General features: G+C 37.4%; 21 protein-coding genes. 12 read left to right on the top strand and 9 right to left on the bottom strand.

The features are described from left to right. Positions 1–344: 344 nt before the first annotated feature. Positions 345–1,244 (top strand): LysR substrate-binding domain-containing protein, encoded by a 900-nt coding sequence (locus ABVT42_RS13450; RefSeq protein ID WP_353896339.1) that lies wholly within the window; start codon positions 345–347, stop codon positions 1,242–1,244. 53 nt (positions 1,245–1,297) lie between these two features. On the opposite strand, the gene ABVT42_RS13445 is transcribed toward ABVT42_RS13450, so the two are convergent. The 4 genes from ABVT42_RS13445 to ABVT42_RS13430 are packed head-to-tail and all read right to left on the bottom strand — an operon-like array spanning position 1,298 to position 4,654. After that, positions 1,298–2,590: an ATP-binding protein gene (locus ABVT42_RS13445; protein ID WP_353896338.1), complete on the bottom strand. Its 1,293-nt coding sequence runs from the start codon at positions 2,588–2,590 to the stop codon at positions 1,298–1,300. A gap of 21 nt (positions 2,591–2,611) precedes the next feature. Further along, positions 2,612–3,313 (bottom strand): response regulator, encoded by a 702-nt coding sequence (locus ABVT42_RS13440; RefSeq protein ID WP_353896337.1) that lies wholly within the window; start codon positions 3,311–3,313, stop codon positions 2,612–2,614. A 10-nt stretch (positions 3,314–3,323) separates the two neighbouring features. Continuing rightward, complete coding sequence (locus ABVT42_RS13435; protein WP_353896336.1) at positions 3,324–3,731, bottom strand: DUF3019 domain-containing protein; 408 nt, start codon at positions 3,729–3,731, stop codon at positions 3,324–3,326. A gap of 26 nt (positions 3,732–3,757) precedes the next feature. Further along, complete coding sequence (locus ABVT42_RS13430) at positions 3,758–4,654, bottom strand: MipA/OmpV family protein (protein WP_353896335.1); 897 nt, start codon at positions 4,652–4,654, stop codon at positions 3,758–3,760. A 338-nt stretch (positions 4,655–4,992) separates the two neighbouring features. On the opposite strand from ABVT42_RS13430, the gene ABVT42_RS13425 reads away from it, so the two are divergent. The 3 genes from ABVT42_RS13425 to ABVT42_RS13415 all read left to right on the top strand — a co-directional run bounded on the left by ABVT42_RS13425 (position 4,993) and on the right by ABVT42_RS13415 (position 9,128). After that, on the top strand, positions 4,993–7,083 hold the full coding sequence (locus ABVT42_RS13425) for a beta-propeller domain-containing protein (protein WP_353896334.1): 2,091 nt from the start codon (positions 4,993–4,995) through the stop codon (positions 7,081–7,083). 379 nt (positions 7,084–7,462) lie between these two features. Further along, positions 7,463–7,858 carry a hypothetical protein gene (locus ABVT42_RS13420; RefSeq protein ID WP_353896333.1) on the top strand — a complete coding sequence of 132 codons (396 nt, stop codon included), beginning with the start codon at positions 7,463–7,465 and terminating at the stop codon, positions 7,856–7,858. Positions 7,859–8,384: 526 nt separating this feature from the next. Beyond that, the gene (locus ABVT42_RS13415) at positions 8,385–9,128 is read left to right on the top strand and encodes a hypothetical protein (protein ID WP_353896332.1); all 744 of its coding nucleotides are present in this window, start codon (positions 8,385–8,387) and stop codon (positions 9,126–9,128) included. Here ABVT42_RS13415 and ABVT42_RS13410 read toward each other — a convergent pair whose 3' ends face one another. Together ABVT42_RS13410 and ABVT42_RS13405 are read right to left on the bottom strand one after the other, a co-directional pair. Then, positions 9,129–9,584 (bottom strand): tellurite resistance TerB family protein, encoded by a 456-nt coding sequence (locus ABVT42_RS13410; protein WP_353896331.1) that lies wholly within the window; start codon positions 9,582–9,584, stop codon positions 9,129–9,131. Between the two features lie 73 nt (positions 9,585–9,657). Beyond that, the gene (locus ABVT42_RS13405) at positions 9,658–11,331 is read right to left on the bottom strand and encodes a hypothetical protein (RefSeq protein ID WP_353896330.1); all 1,674 of its coding nucleotides are present in this window, start codon (positions 11,329–11,331) and stop codon (positions 9,658–9,660) included. Between the two features lie 725 nt (positions 11,332–12,056). Between ABVT42_RS13405 and ABVT42_RS13400 the strand changes: the two genes are divergently transcribed. Both ABVT42_RS13400 and ABVT42_RS13395 read left to right on the top strand, forming a co-directional pair. After that, positions 12,057–12,374 carry a hypothetical protein gene (locus ABVT42_RS13400; RefSeq protein ID WP_353896329.1) on the top strand — a complete coding sequence of 106 codons (318 nt, stop codon included), beginning with the start codon at positions 12,057–12,059 and terminating at the stop codon, positions 12,372–12,374. A 241-nt stretch (positions 12,375–12,615) separates the two neighbouring features. Beyond that, on the top strand, positions 12,616–13,269 hold the full coding sequence (locus ABVT42_RS13395; RefSeq protein ID WP_353896328.1) for a DUF502 domain-containing protein: 654 nt from the start codon (positions 12,616–12,618) through the stop codon (positions 13,267–13,269). Between the two features lie 102 nt (positions 13,270–13,371). Here ABVT42_RS13395 and ilvC read toward each other — a convergent pair whose 3' ends face one another. Further along, positions 13,372–14,847 carry a ketol-acid reductoisomerase gene (gene ilvC / locus ABVT42_RS13390; protein WP_353896327.1) on the bottom strand — a complete coding sequence of 492 codons (1,476 nt, stop codon included), beginning with the start codon at positions 14,845–14,847 and terminating at the stop codon, positions 13,372–13,374. Positions 14,848–15,106: 259 nt separating this feature from the next. On the opposite strand from ilvC, the gene ilvY reads away from it, so the two are divergent. After that, on the top strand, positions 15,107–15,997 hold the full coding sequence (ilvY, locus tag ABVT42_RS13385; protein WP_353896326.1) for an HTH-type transcriptional activator IlvY: 891 nt from the start codon (positions 15,107–15,109) through the stop codon (positions 15,995–15,997). A gap of 109 nt (positions 15,998–16,106) precedes the next feature. Next, positions 16,107–16,403, top strand: coding sequence for a YebG family protein (locus ABVT42_RS13380; protein WP_353896325.1), 297 nt, complete (start codon positions 16,107–16,109; stop codon positions 16,401–16,403). Between the two features lie 252 nt (positions 16,404–16,655). Here the strand turns inward: ABVT42_RS13380 and ABVT42_RS13375 are convergent, their stop codons facing one another. After that, on the bottom strand, positions 16,656–16,874 hold the full coding sequence (locus ABVT42_RS13375) for a hypothetical protein (protein WP_353896324.1): 219 nt from the start codon (positions 16,872–16,874) through the stop codon (positions 16,656–16,658). Positions 16,875–16,983: 109 nt separating this feature from the next. Beyond that, positions 16,984–17,352, bottom strand: coding sequence for a DUF6164 family protein (locus tag ABVT42_RS13370; protein WP_353896323.1), 369 nt, complete (start codon positions 17,350–17,352; stop codon positions 16,984–16,986). A gap of 197 nt (positions 17,353–17,549) precedes the next feature. Here ABVT42_RS13370 and ABVT42_RS13365 point away from each other — a divergent pair, with 197 nt between their 5' ends. The 4 genes from ABVT42_RS13365 to ABVT42_RS13350 all read left to right on the top strand — a co-directional run bounded on the left by ABVT42_RS13365 (position 17,550) and on the right by ABVT42_RS13350 (position 22,313). Beyond that, a complete protein-coding gene (locus ABVT42_RS13365; RefSeq protein WP_353896322.1) occupies positions 17,550–19,982 on the top strand; it encodes an aminotransferase class III-fold pyridoxal phosphate-dependent enzyme in 2,433 nt (810 codons plus the stop codon). Positions 19,983–20,387: 405 nt separating this feature from the next. After that, entirely contained in the window at positions 20,388–20,531 is a 144-nt protein-coding gene (locus ABVT42_RS13360; protein WP_353896321.1) for a hypothetical protein, read from the top strand. 570 nt (positions 20,532–21,101) lie between these two features. After that, positions 21,102–21,335 (top strand): hypothetical protein, encoded by a 234-nt coding sequence (locus ABVT42_RS13355; RefSeq protein WP_353896320.1) that lies wholly within the window; start codon positions 21,102–21,104, stop codon positions 21,333–21,335. Positions 21,336–21,974: 639 nt separating this feature from the next. Beyond that, a complete protein-coding gene (locus ABVT42_RS13350; protein WP_367023917.1) occupies positions 21,975–22,313 on the top strand; it encodes a hypothetical protein in 339 nt (112 codons plus the stop codon). The last annotated feature ends 112 nt before the right edge of the window (positions 22,314–22,425 follow it).

Raw genomic sequence — 22,425 nt, 5'->3', positions numbered from 1 at the left:
TGTTACCTTAATTAAATGATTACGTGAATTAAATCGTTTTTTGTAATCATATTTTTGAAATACTTTAATGGTATGCTAGGTAAGAGTTGAGCGACCAGTAGAAATAAATAAACCTCGTGTAAGATTTTTAAACAATTGTCCAAAGCCCAGATTGAAGAGTGTTAGAAATAGTTTATAAAAGACATGACTTATTTAAGATGGGACTATACAAGAGAAAGGGTTGTACAAAAGCAGGGATTGTACAAAAGCAGGGATTATATAAAGTATAGTTAATCGCGCTTAACTGAAATGCAAATTACTAATAAGTTTAAGTTGAGAAGTTCAGAGATCCGGCTGCAATTAGAATGAGAAAGTTACCACCATTGAATTCGTTAAAAGCTTTTGAGGCAGTTGCTCGTTTATCGAGTATTACTGAGGCGGCAAATGAGCTTTATGTGTCTCACAGCTCAATTAGTCAGCATATTCGTCAACTCGAATCCTACTTTGATCAAAAGCTGTTTATTCGAGAGGGGCGAGGATTGCGACCCACTGAGCAAGCTAAAGTTTATTTAAAATATGTGCGTTCCTGTTTTGATCAGTTGGCTGTTGCTTCGGAATTATTAGCTTACCGGGGAAATCGAAAAATAATCAGTGTGAACGCGACCCCTTCGTTTGCTTTACGTTGGTTCATTCCACGATCATCTGAATTTCAAATAAATCATCCTAATATAGAGTTACGTGTATCAGTATCAAATAATGATGGTGTTGCGCATTTAAACGAACCTTTTGATGTTATTTTTAGGCGTGAGCCTATAAGATTAACTGACTATCAGTCATTTTTATTATTTGCTGATCAATCAACCCCGGTAATGTCGCCTACTTTGTATGACTCACTACGCCCTGAAAGTGTTGAAGATTTATTAAAAGGAAATCTAATGCATATGCGCTCGCGGCCACAGTTATGGCATGACTGGTTTAATCGATTTGCAAAAAAAATTGATAATAATAAAGTAAACTTTGGTCCATTCTATGATCACTTCTTCTTATCTTTACAAGCTGCGATTAGTGGACATGGAATTGCAATTGGCCCTTATGCTTTAATTGAAGATGATTTAAAATCAAAGCAATTGGTTGCGCCATTCCCAGATAAAGTTGTTGATAATCATGGATTTCATGTTGCAATCAGGGAAGAGTTATTAACACATCGATTGAGCTATGAATTTTTACAATGGTTGAATCAATTCAGTCATAGTCAAGTTGTATAAATAAACAATGTGAATTAGAATGTAAAGATAAAAGTTCAACTATTGAATATTGATTACTTGATATTATTTTTAGGCCATTGAATAATAAATTTTGCGCCACCTAGGTCTGATTTTTCAACTAAAGCTTTTCCCTGGTGGAGTTGCGCAATTCGCTTTACTATTGCCAAACCAAGACCAAATCCTTTATGCTGTTTTTGCTGATTGTTATTTAAACGAACAAAGGAATCAAAGATCCGCTGGCGTTTATTGCCTGGTATTCCTTCACCATCATCTTCAACAATTAATTGATTATTTTGATTTTTCTGTTGAAATGTAATTTGCACTTGATGACAACAAAATTTTTGGGCATTTAAAATCAGGTTTTGCAGTGCTCTTTCAATTAAATAACTGTCGCAGTAAATTTCTTCAATTGGCGAGTGTATGTTGATTGCAATTTGTTTATCTGGTGAGTTACGTTGCAGTTTTTCTGTCAAGTTAGCGACTAGATATTTAATATTACCTTTTTCCATATTAGCAGTAACTGAATGTTTTTCGAGTGTGGCATATCCCAGTAATTCATCGACCAGTTGCTGAATCTCATTAATATCGTCAGAAATACTCAGAATCTGCTGCTGAACTTCATGAGTGTCGGTCGTTTCTTTAGCTATTTCAATTGAAAATTTTATTCGCGCAAGTGGCGTGCGTAATTCATGTGAAATGGCATGCGACATTGCCTGTTGGTCTTTGAGTAATTGTTTTATTTTAAAGAGTAAATGATTATAGGCTCTTGCTAAATGCCTAACGGGTGATCCTTTGGCAATATCTACTTTAGCATCCCACTTTGACTGCGAAAATGCTTTAGCCGCGTTTTCGATTTTTTTTAAATCATTACTGAGTGGTAATGTCCAAAGGTAAATAACACCGGCAATAATTGAATAAAAAATAAATAGCCAAATGGTTTTAGCGACTTGATGGACTTCAACCTGTGGTGTTTCAATAGCAATAAGTTTTTGTTGACCACTTAATTGAATATAGCTGGTCTTGCTGCCGGATTCGTTATTTAAGGTAATGATTTCGCCATGTTGAAGCGCCGTTAACAGTTCATTGGCCTGAATTTGCGAAATATCAATCAAGGCAACCTGATGTTCGCTGGTTTGATTAATATAATCCAATACCTGTTGTTTCTGCAAATCGGGAGATTGCTCAATCAATTTGGCGGTCAGTAGTAGATTTTTTTCGAAAGAGGTTGTTTCCGTTTGGGTTGAATAATAGCTTTGCCAAATATAGTCGACACCTAAACCTGCTAAGATAACTGAGGCAACAACTATCAGATATAAACGGATAAAAAGGCGATTTGAAATGCTCAAACGGGCTTCTCTATGCAGATTTTACCAGGCATCAGGTACAAATAAATAGCCCTTTCCCCAAATGGTTTTAATCCTAAAAGGTTCTTCTGGATTGTCACCAAATTTTTTTCTTAATTGCGAAACTCTAACATCAATTGAACGATCCATACCATCATAAGGTCGGTTATATAAATGCTTGAATAACTGATCACGACTCAAAATGTTACCAGCATTTTCTGCTAATAATAATAATAAGTCGAATTCGTGACTGGAAATATTAGTGGCTTGGTTTTCAAAGGAAACCGTGCGCGATAATACATCAATTTGTAAACAGCCAAATTGATAGTTGTCGGTAACTTTTTCGGTTTCGCGATAGGTGCGGCGTAATAATGCATTAATACGTGCCAGCAAAACTCGTGGTTCGACTGGTTTTATTACATAGTCATCTGCACCAAACTCAAGCCCTAGTACTTGATCGAAGTCTTCATTGCGCGCGGTTAACATTAATATCGGTCCATTGAAAATTGGCCGCACTTCTTTACAAATGGTTAAACCATCTTTACCCGGTAACATGATATCTAAAATAATCATATCGGGTTTAAATTCATTGAATATCGCGAGTGCTTTGTTGCCATCAGCAATTACTTTTAGAATGAAACCGGATTGTGTCAGATAGTTTTGGGTTAACTTCGCCAGTTTATCATCATCTTCAATAAGTAATATTTTCTTTGAATCTTGTGACAAGGTATGACTCCTAATAAAAGCGCCAAGGGTTTTTTCGCCGGGTTCGATAAGGGGGGGATTGACGTTGCAAGCGAATAATTTGCTGGTATTTTATTGTTTGACCTGGATTTTCGACCAGATATAACGTGGCATTTTTAGTGAGCTTAAGTTCAAAATAATCTTCTGCCTTGCTGCTATTTTCCCAGCATTTTAATGCGGGTTCTGCCAATGATTGCATTAAACAATAGTCGGCTGCCAAGCTCGTTTGCCAACGAACATGAAGTTTTATTTCGCAATCGGCTTCTGATTGAGATAACAAGCATAAATTAGGAGACAAAAATAACCCATATTCGTTGACTGGCTTTTCTGAAGCTTGTACCAAGCTGTTAATTGAAAAGCCCCAACAAATGACAACAAGACAAACTATTTGTTTTATCATTCGACAAGAGCGACTTGTCTTTGTTATTAAAAAGATAACTGTTTTCCTATAAACGCGGTAATGACATAATCTTTGTTAACTAACGGGCTATTGCTGATTTCTTCACTTAGCTGTTGATATTCAAAACCAAAGCGCCAAGCGCTTGACGATTCTGATTTCTCTCGCCAACCAATTCTTACAAACGGATTAAAACTGCTTTTGGCGTTATAAACTCTCAGTGTGGCTGAGGTTTCATCAGGATCGACCCCATAGTAGTAATTCGTCATTGATTTATCTTTCCACGAAAATCCTACTGTAGCGCTCCATCCTTGTTTGCCAAGGCTTTTCAAATAGGCAAAACGTACTTCGCTTCCCGAATGTACATCGGATAAATCGTTCAGTAATTGCATTTGCAATTGTCCTTGGTATATGTCAGTGCTGATTTCCATTCCACCTAACAGGCTGAATTGGCGCTTTTTTAATGGATAGTTGTTTGTAGTTGATGGTCCTTGATAATCTTTATTGGGGTCAAGTACCGGTTCAAACACTTGATCATTGGCATAAATGGCTTCGTTATCGATAATGTTGGTTATATCCCAGCGTGAGAAAAATGCTCGGTCATAACTCGGCGTAACCAGTAAATTAAACATCCACGGAGTATCATCAATCAACGTATAGCCAACATCGAGATTTTCAATAAAAAAACGTTCACCGTAATAGGAAATAGAAGGCAGTACAATCAGAGGGATATCGTTATTTTTAATTAGTGGGTTGGTGCGAACACCCAGTCCAAGTCCGAGTCCGAATGACCATTCGCCAACCGCAACACAGTCGGCTGATTCGGCTTGGCAGTCTTCTTCGGCCAACACGGACTGGCAGAATATCGACCAAATACAAAGCATTAGAATCTGGCGAAAACAATAAACAGATAACTTAACCAACAATTTGCTCACTTAAAGTAGATATTTTTAAAATTTCCCAAAGTTACGTCGCTATCAAGGTGTTGCTGTTGAGACTACCACACTTAAATGACAGAAACAGTGATAATTGTGACGTTTTTCAAGGGTTTTTTCATATAGTAATCAGTGATTTTCTGTGAATTTATGTAAGACCTGTCGTTTTACAGAATTTCACAAAAATAATCAATTGCCGCATAGATATTTGCAGATGCACTGAATAAACTTTTGAGCATATTTTCAGCATTCTAGCGTGTTTACGCTGAGTGTTTTAACGAATGTTTTAGCTCTACTCTCAAAGAGTTACTACTCAATAGGGAAAACTTATGGTCATGCTTGTGCACTTAACTCGGTGGTTGGCTTATCATCTCTCTGCTTGGTTAATTTTAGGGATTTTATTCGCCTGTGGTGGGAGTAAAAAACCGGTTGAGAGCGAGATTAACACCGATTATTCTGCTTTGCATTTGGCAAAGGTTAAAGATAGCAAATTGGTGAAAGTCAGTGATGAAAAGTTTACCCACTATTTGAAAAATGGATTGCGTTTACAGTTAAAAAAACAAGCTGAAATACTAAAATTGGCGGAAACTGATCTGGCTGGTGATTATCAATCCCGATTCTCGATTACCAACACGCACGAAGCTGGCGTCGATGAAGCTGATCGCTTGAAGTTTGATGGTGACTACTTGTATGTCATGAATGACGATTATTTCCCGGCCGATATTGAGCAACCTGCAAATTCCAGTCAATCAACAAATTCTGGGATTCGTATTGTTAAGGTGAACTCACAAACAGCTCAACATGAAGAAATTGCGTTCCTTCCTTATGATAATCAGGATTTACGTTTGCAGGGGATGTATTTAAATCAAAATAATGCTAGTCGTTCGCTGGTTACCATTGCTGCTTCACGGCTGTATATATGGAATGACGTATGGGCTGATATTGATTGGCGATGGCGAACAGGCAAAAGTGAGTTACGTTTATATCATGTGGACACGCCTGAAGATTTGGCTGGCAACCCGCAAGAGAGTTGGAAACTGGAGATCGAAGGAAACTATGAAGGTAGTCGTCGAGTTGGTAACCGATTGTATTTAATTACTCACTTTATTCCGCAAATTGAGTCACTTGTGTTAGGGGCTGTCTCTGAGGCGGATAAAAAATTTAATGAAAAGGAAATTTTAAAAGCGAGCTTGTTCGACTTATTGCCACATTATCAGATTAACGATGGCCCTTTAACTCGACTCGTTGAGCCGGATGATTGCCTGATATATGACAATGTTGGTGAAAATGAAGGGTTTGCCGACTTTGTTACCGTTAGCGAAATAAACCTGCAAACACGGACTGTCGAGTCATCTATTTGTGTTAACACCCAACTGGATGGAATTTATGCTTCATCGAATAGTTTGTTTTTAGGGGCGAGTCAGTGGATTGATGGAAATGCGGAAGGAAATAGCCAAGCCAATGAGCAAACTAGTGACCAGACAGAATTACAGATTCAAAATCAGCAGATTTCGAGCTTTCATCAATTTGATTTAGATGAAGCTGGATTGCGGTATCGTGCGACCGGTATGGTCAAAGGTGCGCTGGGCTGGAATGATCCGTCATTTTTTATGAGCGAGTATCAAGGGGATTTTAGGGTGGTGACTTCCACCTGGCAAGATGATGAACAGGTACATCATTTGACCGTGCTACGAGCAAATGCTCAGCATGAACTTACCGCAATTGCACAAATACCTAATGACAGCCAGCCTCAGAAAATAGGCAAACCTGGTGAGTCCATTTTTGCCGTCAGATTTATTAACGATAAAGCCTATATTGTTACTTTCGAACAAACAGATCCTTTATACCAAATCGATTTATCCGATCCGCACCATCCAGAAATTATTAGTGCACTCGAAATGCCTGGCTTTGCTCGCTATTTGCATCCATTGAGTGAAGAGTGGTTATTGGGGATTGGCCATCAGGTAGAAAATGAGCAGGTTGGTGGTATTAAACTTGAACTCTACCAAATCCCTTTAAATGGTGAGCCTCAAATCAAAGATACGCTAGTCATCGGTGAACAAGGAAGTTGGAGCGAAGCGCTACACGATTTGAGAAGTATCAGTTTGTTGCGCATTAATAGTGACAAGTTACGAATAGCGATTCCGGTTAATCGCAGCGAAAAGCAGGGTAGCGGGATGACACAATGGGCTGATTCGGGACTGTATGTATTTGATATTGATGGATTTGATAATTTGACTCTACAACTTAATTTAGCCGGACGTTTGATTACTGAAACACGCTCGACAACACAGCAATATGCTAAAAATTGGGGAGTTGGGAGAAGCTTATTACTACCTAAATCCGTCTATTATTTGCAGGGTAATCAACTGACGGGAAGACTATATTCAGAAATAATGTTAACTGGTCTGACAAAATAGGTAAAAATGATTTTAATGCGTGATGATTTACTCTAAAATTACCGAGCTCTCAATATCACAAAAATGTGATATTTGTGTGTCAAATATCAGAATAATTGTTAAATATTACAGAATTTCACATTTGTTACATTTATAATACGGCCCCAACAAATAATAACAATTTGATTAAAGCGTGGCGTGTTTGATGGATGCTAATCATAAAACGTTAACAAAGGCTTTTTTAGGATTTAAATTTTAACCTTAATAAGCCAAAAGAAAGATAATTTTAAGATAAAAATATTTTAGGGTAAGTTGGTCAGTGCTTAAAGTGTTGCCGAGCTTTTATGTATAACACAACGACTCACCAATTTTTGGGTAGTGATTGAACCAGGAAGAATGTATGGGTGTTTTAAAAGTCAGTTTATTTATGTTAACCAGTGTTAGTTTAGCTGGATGCAGCAACCTCCCTTTTGTTTCTGAAGTTAGTTTAAATGATTCAGAATCTGAAGACCATGAAGTTGCTGTACTAACCGATTATCAAGTCAAAGATGGTTTTATTACCATTCAAGCGGTTGGATATGGGTGTACTTTTTTTAATAGTTTTTCGGTAGAAGTTGCCGATAAACAATCAAACGCATTAGAAATTGTTCGACTTCAACCCGATCAGTGTCGCATGAAACCACGTAATGTTTCATTGCAATATTCATTCAAACATTTGGGATTGGATTTGAATAAAAATGTCAAAGTGGTTAATCCTGTCAGTATCACCTCCAATGCAAATACGGCTGCCAATTAGCCAATATCTTTTTGGCCTGATTAATTAATTGGGTCAATAATATCCTCTTCCTCAAGTATTTCTTTGTTTTATTAGGTGTTTTAATCAGTTATTGTGATAAAAAGCTGACTAAAAGATTGCCGGGTCAATTAGAGCTCTTATTTTATTCTATAGTTGGTGAATTACTGAACTACTGGCCGGTTTGTTAAACCATTTATTGAATTTGAGTGGGGTTTGGGATTTAGTGAGTAGGTTAATCAACAGTCATCTCTTTAAAAACGATTGGTCCAAATTAACCAGACTCTTCTTGTTAGTTATAGTGTGATTTAATCTTATAACTTAGTACAGCAACTGGTATCGTCACCCAATTGCTAATTGTCATAAATATTATGCTCAATTAGACTATTTAAGCTCACCTAGTTGTTTAAGCTATTTTTCATTACCCCACCAAACTCAAAGCAAGCTATGATTAAACTATTAGAAGGAGTTTTAGTTCAGTTGAGGAGTGAGTTGTTCTTGTTGTCGTTGTAAGAGGAGCGAACCATCTATGCCCGATAGTCATGCGTTTGAGCAGTCATCAAGACTTGGAAACCTGATTGTTAAAAAGGGTTGGATAAGTTTAGCGCAACTGGAAGAAGCATTAGATTATCAGGTCGAACATCATTGTAGACTGGGACAGAGTTTATTAGAGTTAGGCTACATTTCAGCCGGCCAACTAGACTGCATTATTAAGCGCCAGCAATGGATGCGTAAAATTCTAGCAGGTATTGTTTTGGTAACTACACCAATTTGCCCGGTGTTAGCCAATGAAAAAGCCGGTACAATCAGGTTTACTGTCAAAACACAAGAAACCCCATCAGATAACTTATGGCAACAAGCCCCTTTAAATTCACCTCAGGAAATATTACTGAATCAATTTAACAAGCTTGACTATCATGTAGGCATTACTCACCAATTTTCTCATCGTTCAGGTATATCTTTTGAATTAGAAAAGCGTGACATGGTTAATCAAGCGCACTTGGCTGAAGCTTACTACCCACAAATTTCAATTTTTACTGCTTCATCAAAAGTCACTGCGCAAAACTCGCTGGACTCGGTAAATGATACCGCTAAAATAACCCGTTCTGACCGCTATAAAGATACTCTACCTGTGGTGTATCGGTTAACTTTGAAAGGTTATTGTATTTATGAGCAAACAGACGAGCATATTAAGTACTGGGCGATGGAGCGTGTTAAAGATAGCCCTTATAAAAAGTATGAATTAATGTTTTCAATTACCAAAAATTTTTAATTAGCTATCGCTTGTAACTTGTAGTTTCGTTTTAATAAATTCACTATGTGGAACAAAGAGTAAGTCTGCAATTTTCCTGACATAATGCTCTTCATGATGATCGATTTTTCCATCAGAAATTGCCACCTTCCATAGCTGACTGATCATTTTAATTTTATTGTCCAATGAAAAGTGCTGATTAATTAACGAAGTAAACTGATAATAATCAGTTGCTTGATTAAGTTCCTGATTAGCGAGCTGCATGACGGTATCTAATTCGCTGTTAGTAAGCTCATAGTGTTCAACTAAAATCTGGCGCAATGCGGCTTGTTCATCATGGGATATTTCATTGTCAATAAGAGACATTTCAATTAACAGCGCTGCGACGGCAAGATTAAGTCGGTGAGACTCATCTTCTGGCTTGGCCGCATCAAACTGAATAAACTGTTCAAAAAACTGACTGATTTTATTAAGCATATTTATCTTGAGCAAATATTAAAACATTTAATGTAAGTTCTATTATCAAAATAAGAAGCTAAGTTAAACTTGTTCAAGCTTGCTTGCTCTCCCTATTTAAGTGTAACAGGCTGTTTTGTGCCAGTTCCAATATTTTTGGACTAGGCGTTGCGGTATATAATAGGGTTTCTAAATAGAAATCGAGACTACTAATAATGTCAGCAAAGTGATTGATCGCATTTGCTGTCGTGGTATGTGGGTTTCTTGTCAGGTGATGAACAATAAAAACCAGACAGCCATCAATAATATTGACTGCGTCATCAACTTTTAATTGACTAAAGCTTTCGCGAATTGTTTTCAGCAATACTTGAATATCTTTTAAAAGTAAAACTTTACGGTTTTTATTGTTAAACTCTTCAAACTGCTTGATCAATTGATGAATATTTTTACTGGTATTTTCGCATATTTCCTGCTGCATTTTTGAAATTCGTCCTCGACGAATAGAAGCTTTACCCGAGTATTTTGCTAAATCTGATTCGTTGACAACTTTCGATATATTTTGTAAAACCATTAATAATATTTTAATGTCTTTATCGCCGATCTTCTGGTGTTGTGTGATAGCTTTATCAACTAACTCAATAACAACATTTAAACGGACGCGTTGGTCTTCAACCTGCAAAATACTCAATAGATTACTTAAATTAATTAATTGCTTTTGTGTTTGACTTAAATCGAGTGGCTCAAACTCATTTTCCTGACTGATTTTAATTGCTTCAGTAATTGATTTGATTTCATCGAGTAATGCTTCAGAAATTGAATTGTAATCCTGATCGCTAGGACCTCGCATTTCTCGGGTTTCTTTGCGTAATAAAGTATCGCTGATTGTTGCATGTTGTAAGTTAAAGTGTGTTAATAATTTTTCCACTCGTTTACTGGATGCACCACCTATCATGGTTAAATACAACATTTCTTTGGCCAAAATAGTGGCTTCAGATTTTTTATGTGCATTAATATTAACAGGTTTGTTTTCCACTAATCGAATTTGCTGGTCGAGTTTTGAAAAGAGCTTTAAGCGATTTTTGGTTAAAACCAGTGTACCTTCAATTATACCATCGAGCATTGCGCCTGCTATCCACCAGAGATTAGGTGAATTAGGGCGAGGACATTCGCTATCCAATTTATGAATGGCTCTTTGCATCATTTTCAAACCTCCAATCAAGTTGGTTTGGCGTAAAACTTCAATTAATCCAGCTTGATACATCTTACGATAATAACGAGATTTTTCAGCACTTTCTTCACTGGTAATCAATACCAGATTTCTATCGGCTCTTGGCTTGTTGGGCTCACAGGTGAAAAATACAGATTCGACCAGTTGGGGAGCATTGACACAACTTCGCATATTATTGATTGCCGGAAGTAATAGTTGAGGCAAGTCATAGGGTTTTTGATTAACATGCTCGGTATAGCGCATTAATCTGGCCAGTGCGGTCGAGACAACTTCAAGTAATTTTGACTGTGTATCTGTTTGCTTCTTTGGCAGACTTTTCACTAGTACGCCGGCGTCTTTAACCAGTTGCTCCGCGCCTTTCATCTCTAAAATATAAAAGACACCTTTGAGTTTTTTAAGGTGGGTGAGTGACTTTTTAATCGGTTGCAGATTGTCTCTGGCACGCGAGAATTGTTCTAAAGCGTTGATGGATAAATTAATTTCGGCTGATACATCTTCAAGGATCAAATCAAGTGATTGTAAAGCGCTGGTTTGAGACATAAGTATTATTCCAAATATCAAATACAAATACAGACTAACATATTGGGTTATTGTAGATAAATCTGGTTTTATATTCTGGTCATATATCGCACAAATGAGTAAATAATCTTGCTAACTGAATTTTAAGCGTGATTTTCTATTTCAAAATAACACGGAATGTGAACGGGATGACAAAGTTTTCTTCATTGGAAAGTGACCGATACTCTCCTGTAAACACTCATTATTCATAACAAGCTGTGTTGTATTTAATACCTGGTGTCATGACTCTTTGGGTTAATTAAAGTTAAGGTAATCAATTTTGAGGAAATTATTAAAATAGTCTTTATTAACAAACACTAAAAAATATAAGTTAACAGAAATTATTTTTTATTTAGTACGATTTTTATCCTTTGTTTATGTTTTGAGATGATTTATTATTGTTTTATCTCATCCGATAACATGTTAATCAAATAAAAAGTGTGCTCTGGTTAACGAAATATATTATTGATTTATTGTTATCATTGTCGGCTCGAGCAGATTTTTATTATGTGAGGCAAAAACATCGGTGTGATTTGAGGGCTGGTGACTGCTAGGGATTTTTCAGCTAACTGATAATAAAAAATGGAAATAGTTGTTTTTTCTATTGTTTTATTTATTTTATTTGACTTTCATAGAATAAAATTAGCAATCAATTGTTGAAAGATGAATGATTAATGCGCAAATATTCATTGTTTTAAGGTATACCAATGTTAATGACGCCTGATGAAGGATGGCAAAATTTTTCTCAAAGTGATGAGCTGGTAGAGCTGGTGGCATCGAGTCTGGTTTTGGAGGAAAATCAGGGAATTTGGCAATACTATAATTTTTCTGCTTGTAGTTCTGTGTGGTGTTCCGATGAAACTTGCGGTACTAATCAACTACAAATTATTTTTACCTCAGAAGATTCAAAAGCAACGATCAAATCTTTAGGGCTTGAATTAACGAATAATGCCAGTGAATTTTTCAAACAACTTTATCGTTTAAAGCGTACTTTAAAGTCTCGGTATAATATTCAAGAGATTTAACTGTCATTCAAGCAATAATATTGCTGATTCTGTTATCCAGATCTACTGCCGGTAATTTGCCAGTCATACAACAAGCGCTTAAATGGTTTTGCTTTAGTTCGCAAAAAATTTGTAACACAATTATTATCCAACTTGTCTGATAATGAATTCCACCCCATAATTTGGCGAATGCTGAAAAGTCTTTATTGAAATCTATATATTAAACAATCTATTCAATAATCTGCTGTGCTGAGGAGCAAGTGTGGAAAAGCTAAAGATATTTATACGTAAAGCGCTAATTGGTGGCGTATTGGTTTTGTTGCCTGTAGTGGTTATTGGCTTTGTATTTCGCTGGTTATTCTTTTTAATTACTGATTTGATTCAACCTTTAACTAATTATACGGTCCAGCAGTATGGTCTTCCTGAACTGGTCGCAGATTCTCTCGTCATCTTATTAATTATTGCGCTTTGCTTTGTCGTCGGGACATTGGTTTCTACCGGAATAGGTCGCTGGCTGCATAATCATTTCGATCAATATCTGGTCAAACTGGCCCCTGGTTATCGGCTGGTAAAAGAAATTGTAATTCAAATATTTGGTGATAGCGATAAGTCACCATTTGCAAAAGGGGAGGTTGTTCGCGTAAAACTGTTTGGCGAACACTGCGAAACAACGGTAACCGCCATCGTCACTGATCGATTAGCTGATGGTAATGTATCCATTTTTATGCCGACAGGCCCAAATCCTACGTCTGGTAATATTTATCATGTACCTGAAAATTTGGTGACCTATTACCCGGATGCATCGGTAGAGCAAATGATGAAATCAATCATTGCTTGTGGTGCCGGTAGTGAAAAGTTATTTGCGCAAAGTTCACAAAAAGAAAAGACCAAGACTTCTAAACAAAAGATATCTTGAGTATAAGCAAGCAGTCTGTACCAAGTAATTTTTATTTTATCTGGAATAAAAAAGCGTATCACATAGGATACGCTTTTGTTTAGTCAGTTGCTAACTGACTAATTAGATAATCTTTTTTAGCGCTGTCATGTAGGCGCGTAACTCTTTACCGATAATTTCTACCGGATGGCTACGGATTGCATCGTTCACCGCGACCAACTCTTGGTTATCAACAGAAGCCGACTTAATTTCTAACCCGTGACCAATATCCTCGGTAGAAATTTGACTCATTAACGCTTGCTGTAATAAAGGCACGGCGGCATTAGCAAACAAGTAGTTACCATATTCAGCGGTATCTGAAATAACAACATTCATTTCATATAATCGCTTGCGTGCAATCGTGTTAGCGATTAATGGGGTTTCATGTAGTGATTCATAGTAAGCTGATTCGGGTAAAATTCCGGCTTCAACCATGACATCAAATGCTAATTCAACACCAGCCTTAATCATGGCGACTAAAAAGATACCTTGATCAAAGTAGGTTTGCTCGTTAATTTCACCTTGATATTCTGGGGCTTTTTCAAAACCTGTTTGACCAGTTTCTTCACGCCATTTTAATAAGTTTGCATCGTTATTTGCCCAGTCTTGCATCATTCCTGATGAAAACTCACCAGCAATAATATCATCCATATGCTTTTCAAACAGTGGACGCGTGATTTGCTTGATTTGAGATGATAAAGTATTTGCGCGAATTTTAGCTGGGTTCGATAAACGATCCATCATATTGGTAATACCACCGATTTTTAGTGCTTCGGTGATGGTCTCCATACCTTGCTGAATTAGTTTTCCTGCGTAAGCTGGCTCAATTCCTTCATTGACCATTTTATCAAATCCAAGAATAGAAGCAGTTTGTAACATACCACATAAAATGGTTTGTTCACCCATCAGATCAGATTTAACTTCGGCAACAAATGAAGAAGCCAGTACGCCCGCGCGATCACCGCCAGTGGCCGATGCCAGTGCTTTGGCTATTTCAAAACCTTCTCCGCGCGGATCGTTTTCAGGATGAACCGCAATTAAGGTTGGTACACCAAATCCTCGTTTGTATTCTTCACGTACTTCTGTACCCGGACACTTAGGGGCACACATAACAACAGTAATGTCTTCACGGATTTGCTGACCTTCTTCAACAATATTAAAACCATGTGAGTAGGCTAGGGTAGCGCCTTGTTTCATTAATGGCATAACTGACTCAACAACATTGCTGTGTTGTTTATCAGGGGTCAGGTTATAAACTAAATCGGCCTGCGGTACTAATGCTTCGATACTGCCGACATTAAAACCTTCGCCATTGGCTTTTTGCCATGAAGCTCGCTTTTCGTCGATTGCCGCTTGTCGCAATGCATAAGAAACATCCAGACCTGAGTCACGCATGTTTAAGCCTTGATTAAAACCTTGAGCGCCACATCCCAAGATAACAATCTTTTTGCCTTTTAAAAAATCGCACCCATTAGAGAATTCTTCTTTTGCCATGAAACGGCACACTGACAACTGAGCAAGCTGTTGTCTTAAAGTCAGACTGTTGAAGTAATTTGCCATGATTATTCCTCGTTTTAAAAATTAACAGCAGTTTAGCTAAGTATTTTTGTTGCGTAAATTGATATAAACGAAATAATATATTGCGCAAAGTGGAATATGGTTGTTAGAGTGGTAATACTTGAGTGTTCAAGTGAAGTGAGCCGCGTTGGGACACGTTTGTGGATATGACAATATTTATCGTTAACTCTCTGATTCAATTGTTTTTCCCATCATTTAGCGTCATAAAGCCAAAGTTTTACAAGACTAAAGAGGAGCCGCCGTGAATATTCGAGATTTACAAGCTTTTCTGCATTTAAGCCAAAGCTTGCATTTTAGCCAGACTGCTAAAGCTATTCATGCCAGTCCATCGACACTCAGTCGCATGATTCAGCGACTGGAAGGTGAATTTGGTCAAGCGCTATTTGAGCGAGATAACCGAAGTGTTCGCCTGACCTATGCAGGAAAACGCTTTATCCGGTTTGCTGAAGTTGTGGTACAGGAATGGCATCAACTCAGGCAGGAGTTTACCGCTAACTCTCAGCAATTAAGTGGTGAAATTACGATTTACTGTACGGTGACCGCCGCGCATTTATATCTGGCCAACTTAATCGAACGATTTCGCCGACTTTATCCTGAAGTTGAAATTATTCTCGAAACCGGTAATGTTTCTGTGGCTTATGATAAAGTCGAGCAGCGTGCCGTTGACTTTGCTTTTGCGGTTGCTCGTGAGAATACCCCCGAAAAATTTGCTTTTCAGCATTTGCACCATGTGCCATTCAAGTTAATTGCGCCAAAGCAAGTGACGCATTTTTCTCGCTACATTCAGCCGACGCATATTGATTGGCAACAGCTTCCTTTTGTTGTACCCGAATCTGGGCCTGCATCTGAGCGCTTAATTGAGTGGTTTAACAAAATGAATATTCAACCTAAAATTTATGCACATGTTACCGGCCATGAAGCAATTGTCAGCATGACGGCGCTGGGGTGTGGGGTTAGTGCAATTCCACAACCGGTACTAGAGTTGAGTCCGGTAAAAGATAAGGTGCAGGTGTTACCTGTTCCTTTTAATCCACAACCATTTGATTTAGGTGTTGTGTGTTTACGTAAGCGACTGGATGTTGCATTGGTTAGCGCTTTTTGGCAACTGGTGGTTGAAAGTGCTAGTGAATAATTATTAAACTGAAGGTTTTTATAAGATTTAAAAAAGTTTCACTTGACTTTTTACTACTTGTTTAACTAGTATTTGGCTAGCTGATCTTTAAATAAGAGGAATAATTCCAATGGCCGTAGTGAGTTTATATATGTCTGATCGTGATGAAAGCAAAACCTTTACCGATAAAAAAGAAGCCGACAATTACGATAAGATGCTTGAATTAGCTGAGAATGTCAGCTTGTGGATGGAACGGGAAATTAGCGGGTTAAATGAGTCTCAAATTGAAGCAATTGGAATGTTAGTTGCTGAAAATAAAGATACGGTGTTAAAAGCTTTAAAAGGTAATTCTGGTGTATTACTGGAAGAGAGTGCCGAAGGTGAAAATGTAACGCCAATAAGCGCTACTAATAAAAAGAAAAAGTAACCTGATTAAACGCTTACTAATCGAAAAGTGAACTAATTCAAATAAATCATTGATTGGCAGCGCTATTTTGCTTGGTGTTGCCAAATAAATTTATTGTATTATCGCGTTGGCAGTTGAATTCTCGCGAAGTGATAATAATCTCTGGTAGATTTTAAACTACTCAACCTTTGAGCCAATCAGTCTTTAAGCCATTCCATCCGACGGATTTGGACATTCAAATAAACGACTTGAGTTAGGATAAATTGAGGCCAATTAGCTGATTTTAATCCTGACAACTTTCATATATTCAAATTCTAGCCCCGCAATTTTTTCTATTTCGGGATAGTAGGTCAAATTGACCCGTTGGCCCTTTGTGAGGGTTTTATAGCGTTTTTTGCGTTTATATTTAAAGGGAACTTCGCAGTTTTCAATCATTATACTGTTAATAAACCAGTCATCTTTTTCACGCTGAGTGTGGCTGATAACTTTCATGTTATCTGAATGAATTAGCCGAGATTGCTTTTTTAAAAGTTTATCAGGATCTGAGTGCATAATATAATTGATGGTATTTGAAATAAATTAAAAATAATCCTAACCTGACTTAAGCAAATAAATTAGGAAAAAATGGAGTTAAAGTCAGATACAAAATAATACATACAAATATCACTGCTGCAGCCAGTCGAATGGGTGACTGCTTAAATGCCCGCCAAAGTGTTATGTGTTGATCGGCTTGCTTGAGTGAGGCAAAGTGCTCACGCGCTTTTGCACTGCGTTTGAGTTGATAGTCTTCAATCAGTTGATTAGCTTGATCATATTGTTGCTCGTCTTTTAGCCAAATAGCGGCGAAAGACAGTCCTAAAAGACCTGGTGATGTTTCATAATAATCAAACTTTCCTTCGTCGAGCAATTGACGAATTTCATCTGCTTCATCATCAGGAACCTGATTGAGTCTGAATAATAATTTAGCCATAAGTGATTAAATAACCGGGGCAACCTATATTGAAGCCTGATATTGTAACAGCCATAATTAAGACAATTCAAATGACATGCCTAATGACCCAAAGATTTAGTCATAAAAGTTAATTAGCGATTTTTTTCTCACTTAAAGCCCTCTACAATAATGGTTACAACAATAGTACATAATAACTGACTACCAAGATCAAACTCATGAATAATCCTGCCGTGAATGATTGCCAAATAAAGCAAACGACACCACAACTTTCTGATGACCAACTATTAACCTTCGTTAAAAATCATTATGACCTGGAAGGCATTTTGGAAAAATTACCTGGGTATGCCGATTATAATCGAAAGCTGTTAACTGCAACTGGCCAAGCTTATGTGATTAAAGTGGCTAACTCGCAAAGACATCAGAGTGAATTGACGTTTGAAAATCAACTCATGCAACAGTTGGAAAAATATGCAGCACTGTCGATTGATATACCGCAACTAATGCCAGTTTTACAGATACCGGCTAAGCAAACGCAACTCCCAGAAAATGACTATCCCTTGGTGATGCTTGAAATTAAAGACAATAATGGCAATCGTTGTTGGTTGCGGGTGATTAATTTTATTGAGGGACAACTGTGGGCAGAAAGCAAAATTGATAATGTGCACTTCTATCAATCGCTTGGACAGGTTTTGGGACATATCGATAAGGCGCTGGTCAATTATTCCCACCCTTGTGCACACCGATATTTTGAATGGAATATGCAATATGCCAATTGTGTAATGCGAGCTAATGAGCAATACCTTCGCGATTTGCATGGCCGTGAGTTAGTAACTCGCGTCATCGCGCTTTTTGAAAGTCAGGTTTTACCTTTTTCAGATATTTTACCAAAGCAAGTCATCTATAATGATGCAAATGATTATAATCTGTTGGTTAATTCAGATCAAAAATGCCTTAGTGGTTTGATCGATTTTGGCGATGCGTGTTTTTCGTGGCGAATTGCTGAACTGGCAATAGCTTGCGCTTATGCAGTATTAGCGCCAAGTGATATCGTTTTGCATCATCAAGTGAATAATAAGACGAATACTAATACTAAATTTAATACGATTATTCGTGCCATTACTTTGTCTTACCACCAAATTAATCCTTTAAAATCTGAAGAAATTGATGTTTTACTACCGTTGATTTGTGCTCGACTGGCAACCAGTGTTTGTTTATCAAGTCGAGAATTTGCAAAAGATCCTGAGAATGATTATTTGTTGATTTCACAAAAAGGGGCCTGGCAAGCTTTATCAACACTAATGCAACTGGATCAAACATCAATCATTCTATCATTAAAATTTGATTGTGGTTTTGCATCTAAAAACGAGCAACAACTGATTAATGAACGCCAAACTTTATTAAGTGAAAATTTAAGCCTGGCATATCGGACTCCTTTAAAAATTGTTCGTGGTAAAAGCGTTTACTTATATTCTGAATCGGGTGAACGCTATTTAGATATGGTCAATAATGTTTGCCATGTAGGACACTGTCATCCGCATGTGGTTAGTGCTGGCCAAAAACAAATGACGTTACTTAATACTAACACCCGTTATTTGCACGATAATATCATTCAATTTGCTAAAAAATTAACAGCAACTATGCCAGCGAAATTGTCGGTTTGTATGTTTGTTAATTCAGGTAGTGAAGCTAATGAGTTGGCTATTCGATTGGCCAGAGCACATACACAGCGCAAAGCAATGGTAGTGGTAGAAGGCGCATATCATGGCAATAGCAATGCCTGTATTGATATTAGCCCATATAAATTTGATGGTCCTGGCGGAAATGGTGCACCTGATTGGGTTAAACAAACGATTGTGCCGGATCCATACTATGGTCGTTATCAAGGGAGTGATGAAAAAATTGGCGAGCAATATGCGTTAGATGTGCAACGAGTGGTTAATGAATTTGCGGCTGAAAATAATCCCGTGGCTGCTTTTATTTGTGAATCTATTCAAGGAGTTGGTGGACAAATTGTTCATCCGCAAGGATATTTGCAGCAAGTTTATCGTATAATTAGACAAGCGGGTGGAGTGTGTATTGCTGATGAGGTTCAAGTTGGAATGGGGCGAGTTGGGACACACTGGTGGGCGTTTCAAACCCAAGCTGTTATTCCAGATATCGTTACTATTGGTAAACCTATTGGTAACGGTCATCCATTGGCTGCGGTTGTAACGACATCAGAAATTGCGAGATCATTTGTCTCCGGTATGGAATATTTTAATACCTTTGGCGGTAATCCGGTTTCCTGCGCTATTGGACTTGCGGTGATGGAAGTGATTGAAAATGAAAAACTGATGGCCAATGCGCTTTCTGTGGGCGATTATTTAAAACAAGGTTTAAAAGCGCTGGGAGAAAAATTTTCAATAATTGGTGATGTCCGAGGCACAGGATTATTTATTGGCGCTGAGTTCGTCATTGATAGAAAGACAAAAGCGCCTGCTGCTGAACAGCTCGCTTATGTTATCGAAGAAATGAAAGCCTGCGGTATTTTGTTATCGACTGAAGGACCACGTCATAATGTTTTAAAAATTAAACCACCAATGGTTTTCTCTCGAGACGATGCCGAGCACTTTTTATTGACCTTAGCAGAAGTGCTCAGTAAGTTATAATTTATGTATGATTTATCTAACATAGATTGATTGGAATAAATTATCATGAGCAATCACGGAATAATTTGTCTGAGTCATCTGTCAAGAGTTAATTGAGACTCACTTGTTGTGAGTCATCAATTGTACAACTTTATCAAGGTGCCGGTTAATATTTAAATTTATTAACGTATTGTTTTAGCTCATCAGCTAAATGAGATTGTTCTTGAGATGCGTCAGAAACCTTTTGTGAACTCGATACTGTATGGCATTTTTGTAAATTAATTCACGGTTTATGTGTCGACAAAAAAATACGGGATTGTTAGCATGGGTAGGTAAAATTTTCTACCCGACCAATCTGAATACGGATTAATTTTTAAGATAACTCAAAAAACAAAAAATGAACACCTATTAAAAGGACTTATCACCATGTTATTCGACCCATTCTATGTCAGATCACGCAGCCGCAGGCGTTTTTTATTTGCCCCTTATTTTTTTGAAGCTAACCCGCTCGAATTTGAAATTCATACCGAATGTAAAACTCGTGATGATATTTTTATCAAGCAGTTTTAATAGTGACTGACCGATGAACAAAACTTCCCGCAGCACCTCTGGCGAATCGTCGAAAAAATTGGTCATTACCACGGCTTAACTATTCAATTAGACATGGAGGTCCGAATAGGGTCACTGACTTACAGCTTGAAGATAGAGCTATGAGAGGAATTGATCCTGCTTCCGGTACTACATTTGATGCGTTTAATAAATTTCCGGATGGTACTCCTAAACCACATAAAGTTGGACGAAATGCGACTGCATTTGCATTTGTAAGTGACGAAGCTCTGCTACATGCGGACCGGATGACTTTGCTAGAAAGTCTACTCAGTTCCAACAGAATGTTGCTGCTGCTCGTGCAAATGGAGATTTGTTCGTTGATCCAGTCGAATTATCTTTAAAAGATGTTTTTGGAAATAATTATAATGACTATGTACGCGGTGTGATTCGGCTGGGAAGTAAGAATAATCCAACAGGGCATATCCCAACTAACTTTATAGATTGCACGATTAAGGCAATTTATAGACTTGATCCTGGTGGCAATATTAAATTACACACATTATATCCGAATCCTAAACCGTGAGAAAAGAAATGAGTCAGATTAAAGAACCATTAAAAACGATTTTAAGAAAGTACTGTCATGTTGAATGTTATGATCCTCTATTAATGAAGAATGCTATTAGCACTGGCAATGGATTTCCTTACGATGCTGAGTTGTTTAAATCTCAATTGAGAGAGGCAATTGATAATAAACTTATTTCGCCTCAAGAGTATGAAGAGTTAACGGAAGAAGATTTTGATTCCCAGGCTGATTTGCAAGTTTGACTAGAGGAGTTATGGTCAGAGTTTCCATAAGTTAGATGTTTACTGTTTGAAACAACTAGTGTTGTTCGAGGTGATGGAGATTATGTTCACAACACTCAAAACGGAAAATACTGGGAGATGTTAGATTTTGAGTTAGGAACAGGCGACAGCATCAACTGGGTTGCATGAAAGTATACATGCTTTGAGAGTTGGCAGTTCAAGAAGTGCTGAAGCATTAGTTCGTTTAAAGGACAGTGAAACGGAATAGCCGCAAATCATTTGATGAGTAAAGTATTTAATCCAATACAGATAACTTTTTTCAGTTTAAAGGAAATAATTGAGTGTTCGAATGGGAGCGCGAACTTGTGTTATGAATCTGGGGGGCCCCACATAACATGTTTCCCTGATGAATCTGTATAAGTAGTTTTTTGTCAAGTGTTTATGCTTACTACGTTTTGTAGTCGGTAAGTTGCTGATTTAATGAATAAACACAAATGACGCTTGTATTTATATTCAGTAAAGCGGAGTAATTACATCTTGATAATTACCTTATTCGTTGTAAAATGCTGATATTAAAAGTAATTTGGAATCAGTAAATAACTCGCTTGAAGATTAATGAGATTTACTGCATAGAATATGATGTTATATTTGGAAGCTAAAATGACAAAAACATTACGAAAAACTCTAGTCACCGTCGCGGTTGCGGTAGTGTGTGTTGGTATAGCTGTACTAATTGAATCGGGGGCACTTTCGAGAATGAAAATTGATATGGGTGGCATGTTGTTTGGTGCTCTTATTATCGGTGGCCCAGTTTTACATGCACTAATTGCTCACCCAAAGAAGATGCCATTTTACTGGGTGTTTATCAATTTATTCGGTAGTCTTGTTGGATATGCTTTCTTTTTATTCTTCCTATTAAATCGAGACAAATTAAGTAAATCCAACCAAAAATATAACCAGGAATCGGTGGTTGACGCAAAAGACGCGCAACACAATTAGGCGTTAAATCACAATTATGAAAATCATCTCAAGAATATATTTGTTAATAATTTTGTCTTTAGGAAGTGCTGCGGTTATGTCTAGTGAAGTCCCGGACTGGGGAGGATTGGAA

The sequence above is a fragment of the Aliikangiella maris genome, assembly GCF_040719265.1.
Lineage (GTDB): Bacteria > Pseudomonadota > Gammaproteobacteria > Enterobacterales > Kangiellaceae > Aliikangiella > Aliikangiella maris.
The sequence above is the reverse complement of the archived record's forward strand: the minus strand, read 5'-3'. Positions and strand labels throughout refer to the sequence as shown.

What these genes read in the sequence shown, in the direction of transcription:
- ABVT42_RS13415 (WP_353896332.1), top strand. Translation starts at nt 8,385, where the DNA reads ATGCCCGATAGTCATGCGTTTGAGCAGTCATCAAGACTTGGAAACCTG.
- ABVT42_RS13350 (WP_367023917.1), top strand. Translation starts at nt 21,975, where the DNA reads ATGACAAAAACATTACGAAAAACTCTAGTCACCGTCGCGGTTGCGGTA.
- ABVT42_RS13400 (WP_353896329.1), top strand. Translation starts at nt 12,057, where the DNA reads ATGTTAATGACGCCTGATGAAGGATGGCAAAATTTTTCTCAAAGTGAT.
- ABVT42_RS13425 (WP_353896334.1), top strand. Translation starts at nt 4,993, where the DNA reads ATGGTCATGCTTGTGCACTTAACTCGGTGGTTGGCTTATCATCTCTCT.
- ABVT42_RS13355 (WP_353896320.1), top strand. Translation starts at nt 21,102, where the DNA reads ATGAGTCAGATTAAAGAACCATTAAAAACGATTTTAAGAAAGTACTGT.
- ABVT42_RS13380 (WP_353896325.1), top strand. Translation starts at nt 16,107, where the DNA reads ATGGCCGTAGTGAGTTTATATATGTCTGATCGTGATGAAAGCAAAACC.
- ABVT42_RS13420 (WP_353896333.1), top strand. Translation starts at nt 7,463, where the DNA reads ATGGGTGTTTTAAAAGTCAGTTTATTTATGTTAACCAGTGTTAGTTTA.
- ABVT42_RS13450 (WP_353896339.1), top strand. Translation starts at nt 345, where the DNA reads ATGAGAAAGTTACCACCATTGAATTCGTTAAAAGCTTTTGAGGCAGTT.
- ABVT42_RS13435 (WP_353896336.1), bottom strand. Translation starts at nt 3,731, where the DNA reads ATGATAAAACAAATAGTTTGTCTTGTTGTCATTTGTTGGGGCTTTTCA.
- ABVT42_RS13370 (WP_353896323.1), bottom strand. Translation starts at nt 17,352, where the DNA reads ATGGCTAAATTATTATTCAGACTCAATCAGGTTCCTGATGATGAAGCA.
- ABVT42_RS13360 (WP_353896321.1), top strand. Translation starts at nt 20,388, where the DNA reads ATGTTATTCGACCCATTCTATGTCAGATCACGCAGCCGCAGGCGTTTT.
- ABVT42_RS13375 (WP_353896324.1), bottom strand. Translation starts at nt 16,874, where the DNA reads ATGAAAGTTATCAGCCACACTCAGCGTGAAAAAGATGACTGGTTTATT.
- ABVT42_RS13410 (WP_353896331.1), bottom strand. Translation starts at nt 9,584, where the DNA reads ATGCTTAATAAAATCAGTCAGTTTTTTGAACAGTTTATTCAGTTTGAT.
- ilvC (WP_353896327.1), bottom strand. Translation starts at nt 14,847, where the DNA reads ATGGCAAATTACTTCAACAGTCTGACTTTAAGACAACAGCTTGCTCAG.
- ABVT42_RS13405 (WP_353896330.1), bottom strand. Translation starts at nt 11,331, where the DNA reads ATGTCTCAAACCAGCGCTTTACAATCACTTGATTTGATCCTTGAAGAT.
- ABVT42_RS13365 (WP_353896322.1), top strand. Translation starts at nt 17,550, where the DNA reads ATGAATAATCCTGCCGTGAATGATTGCCAAATAAAGCAAACGACACCA.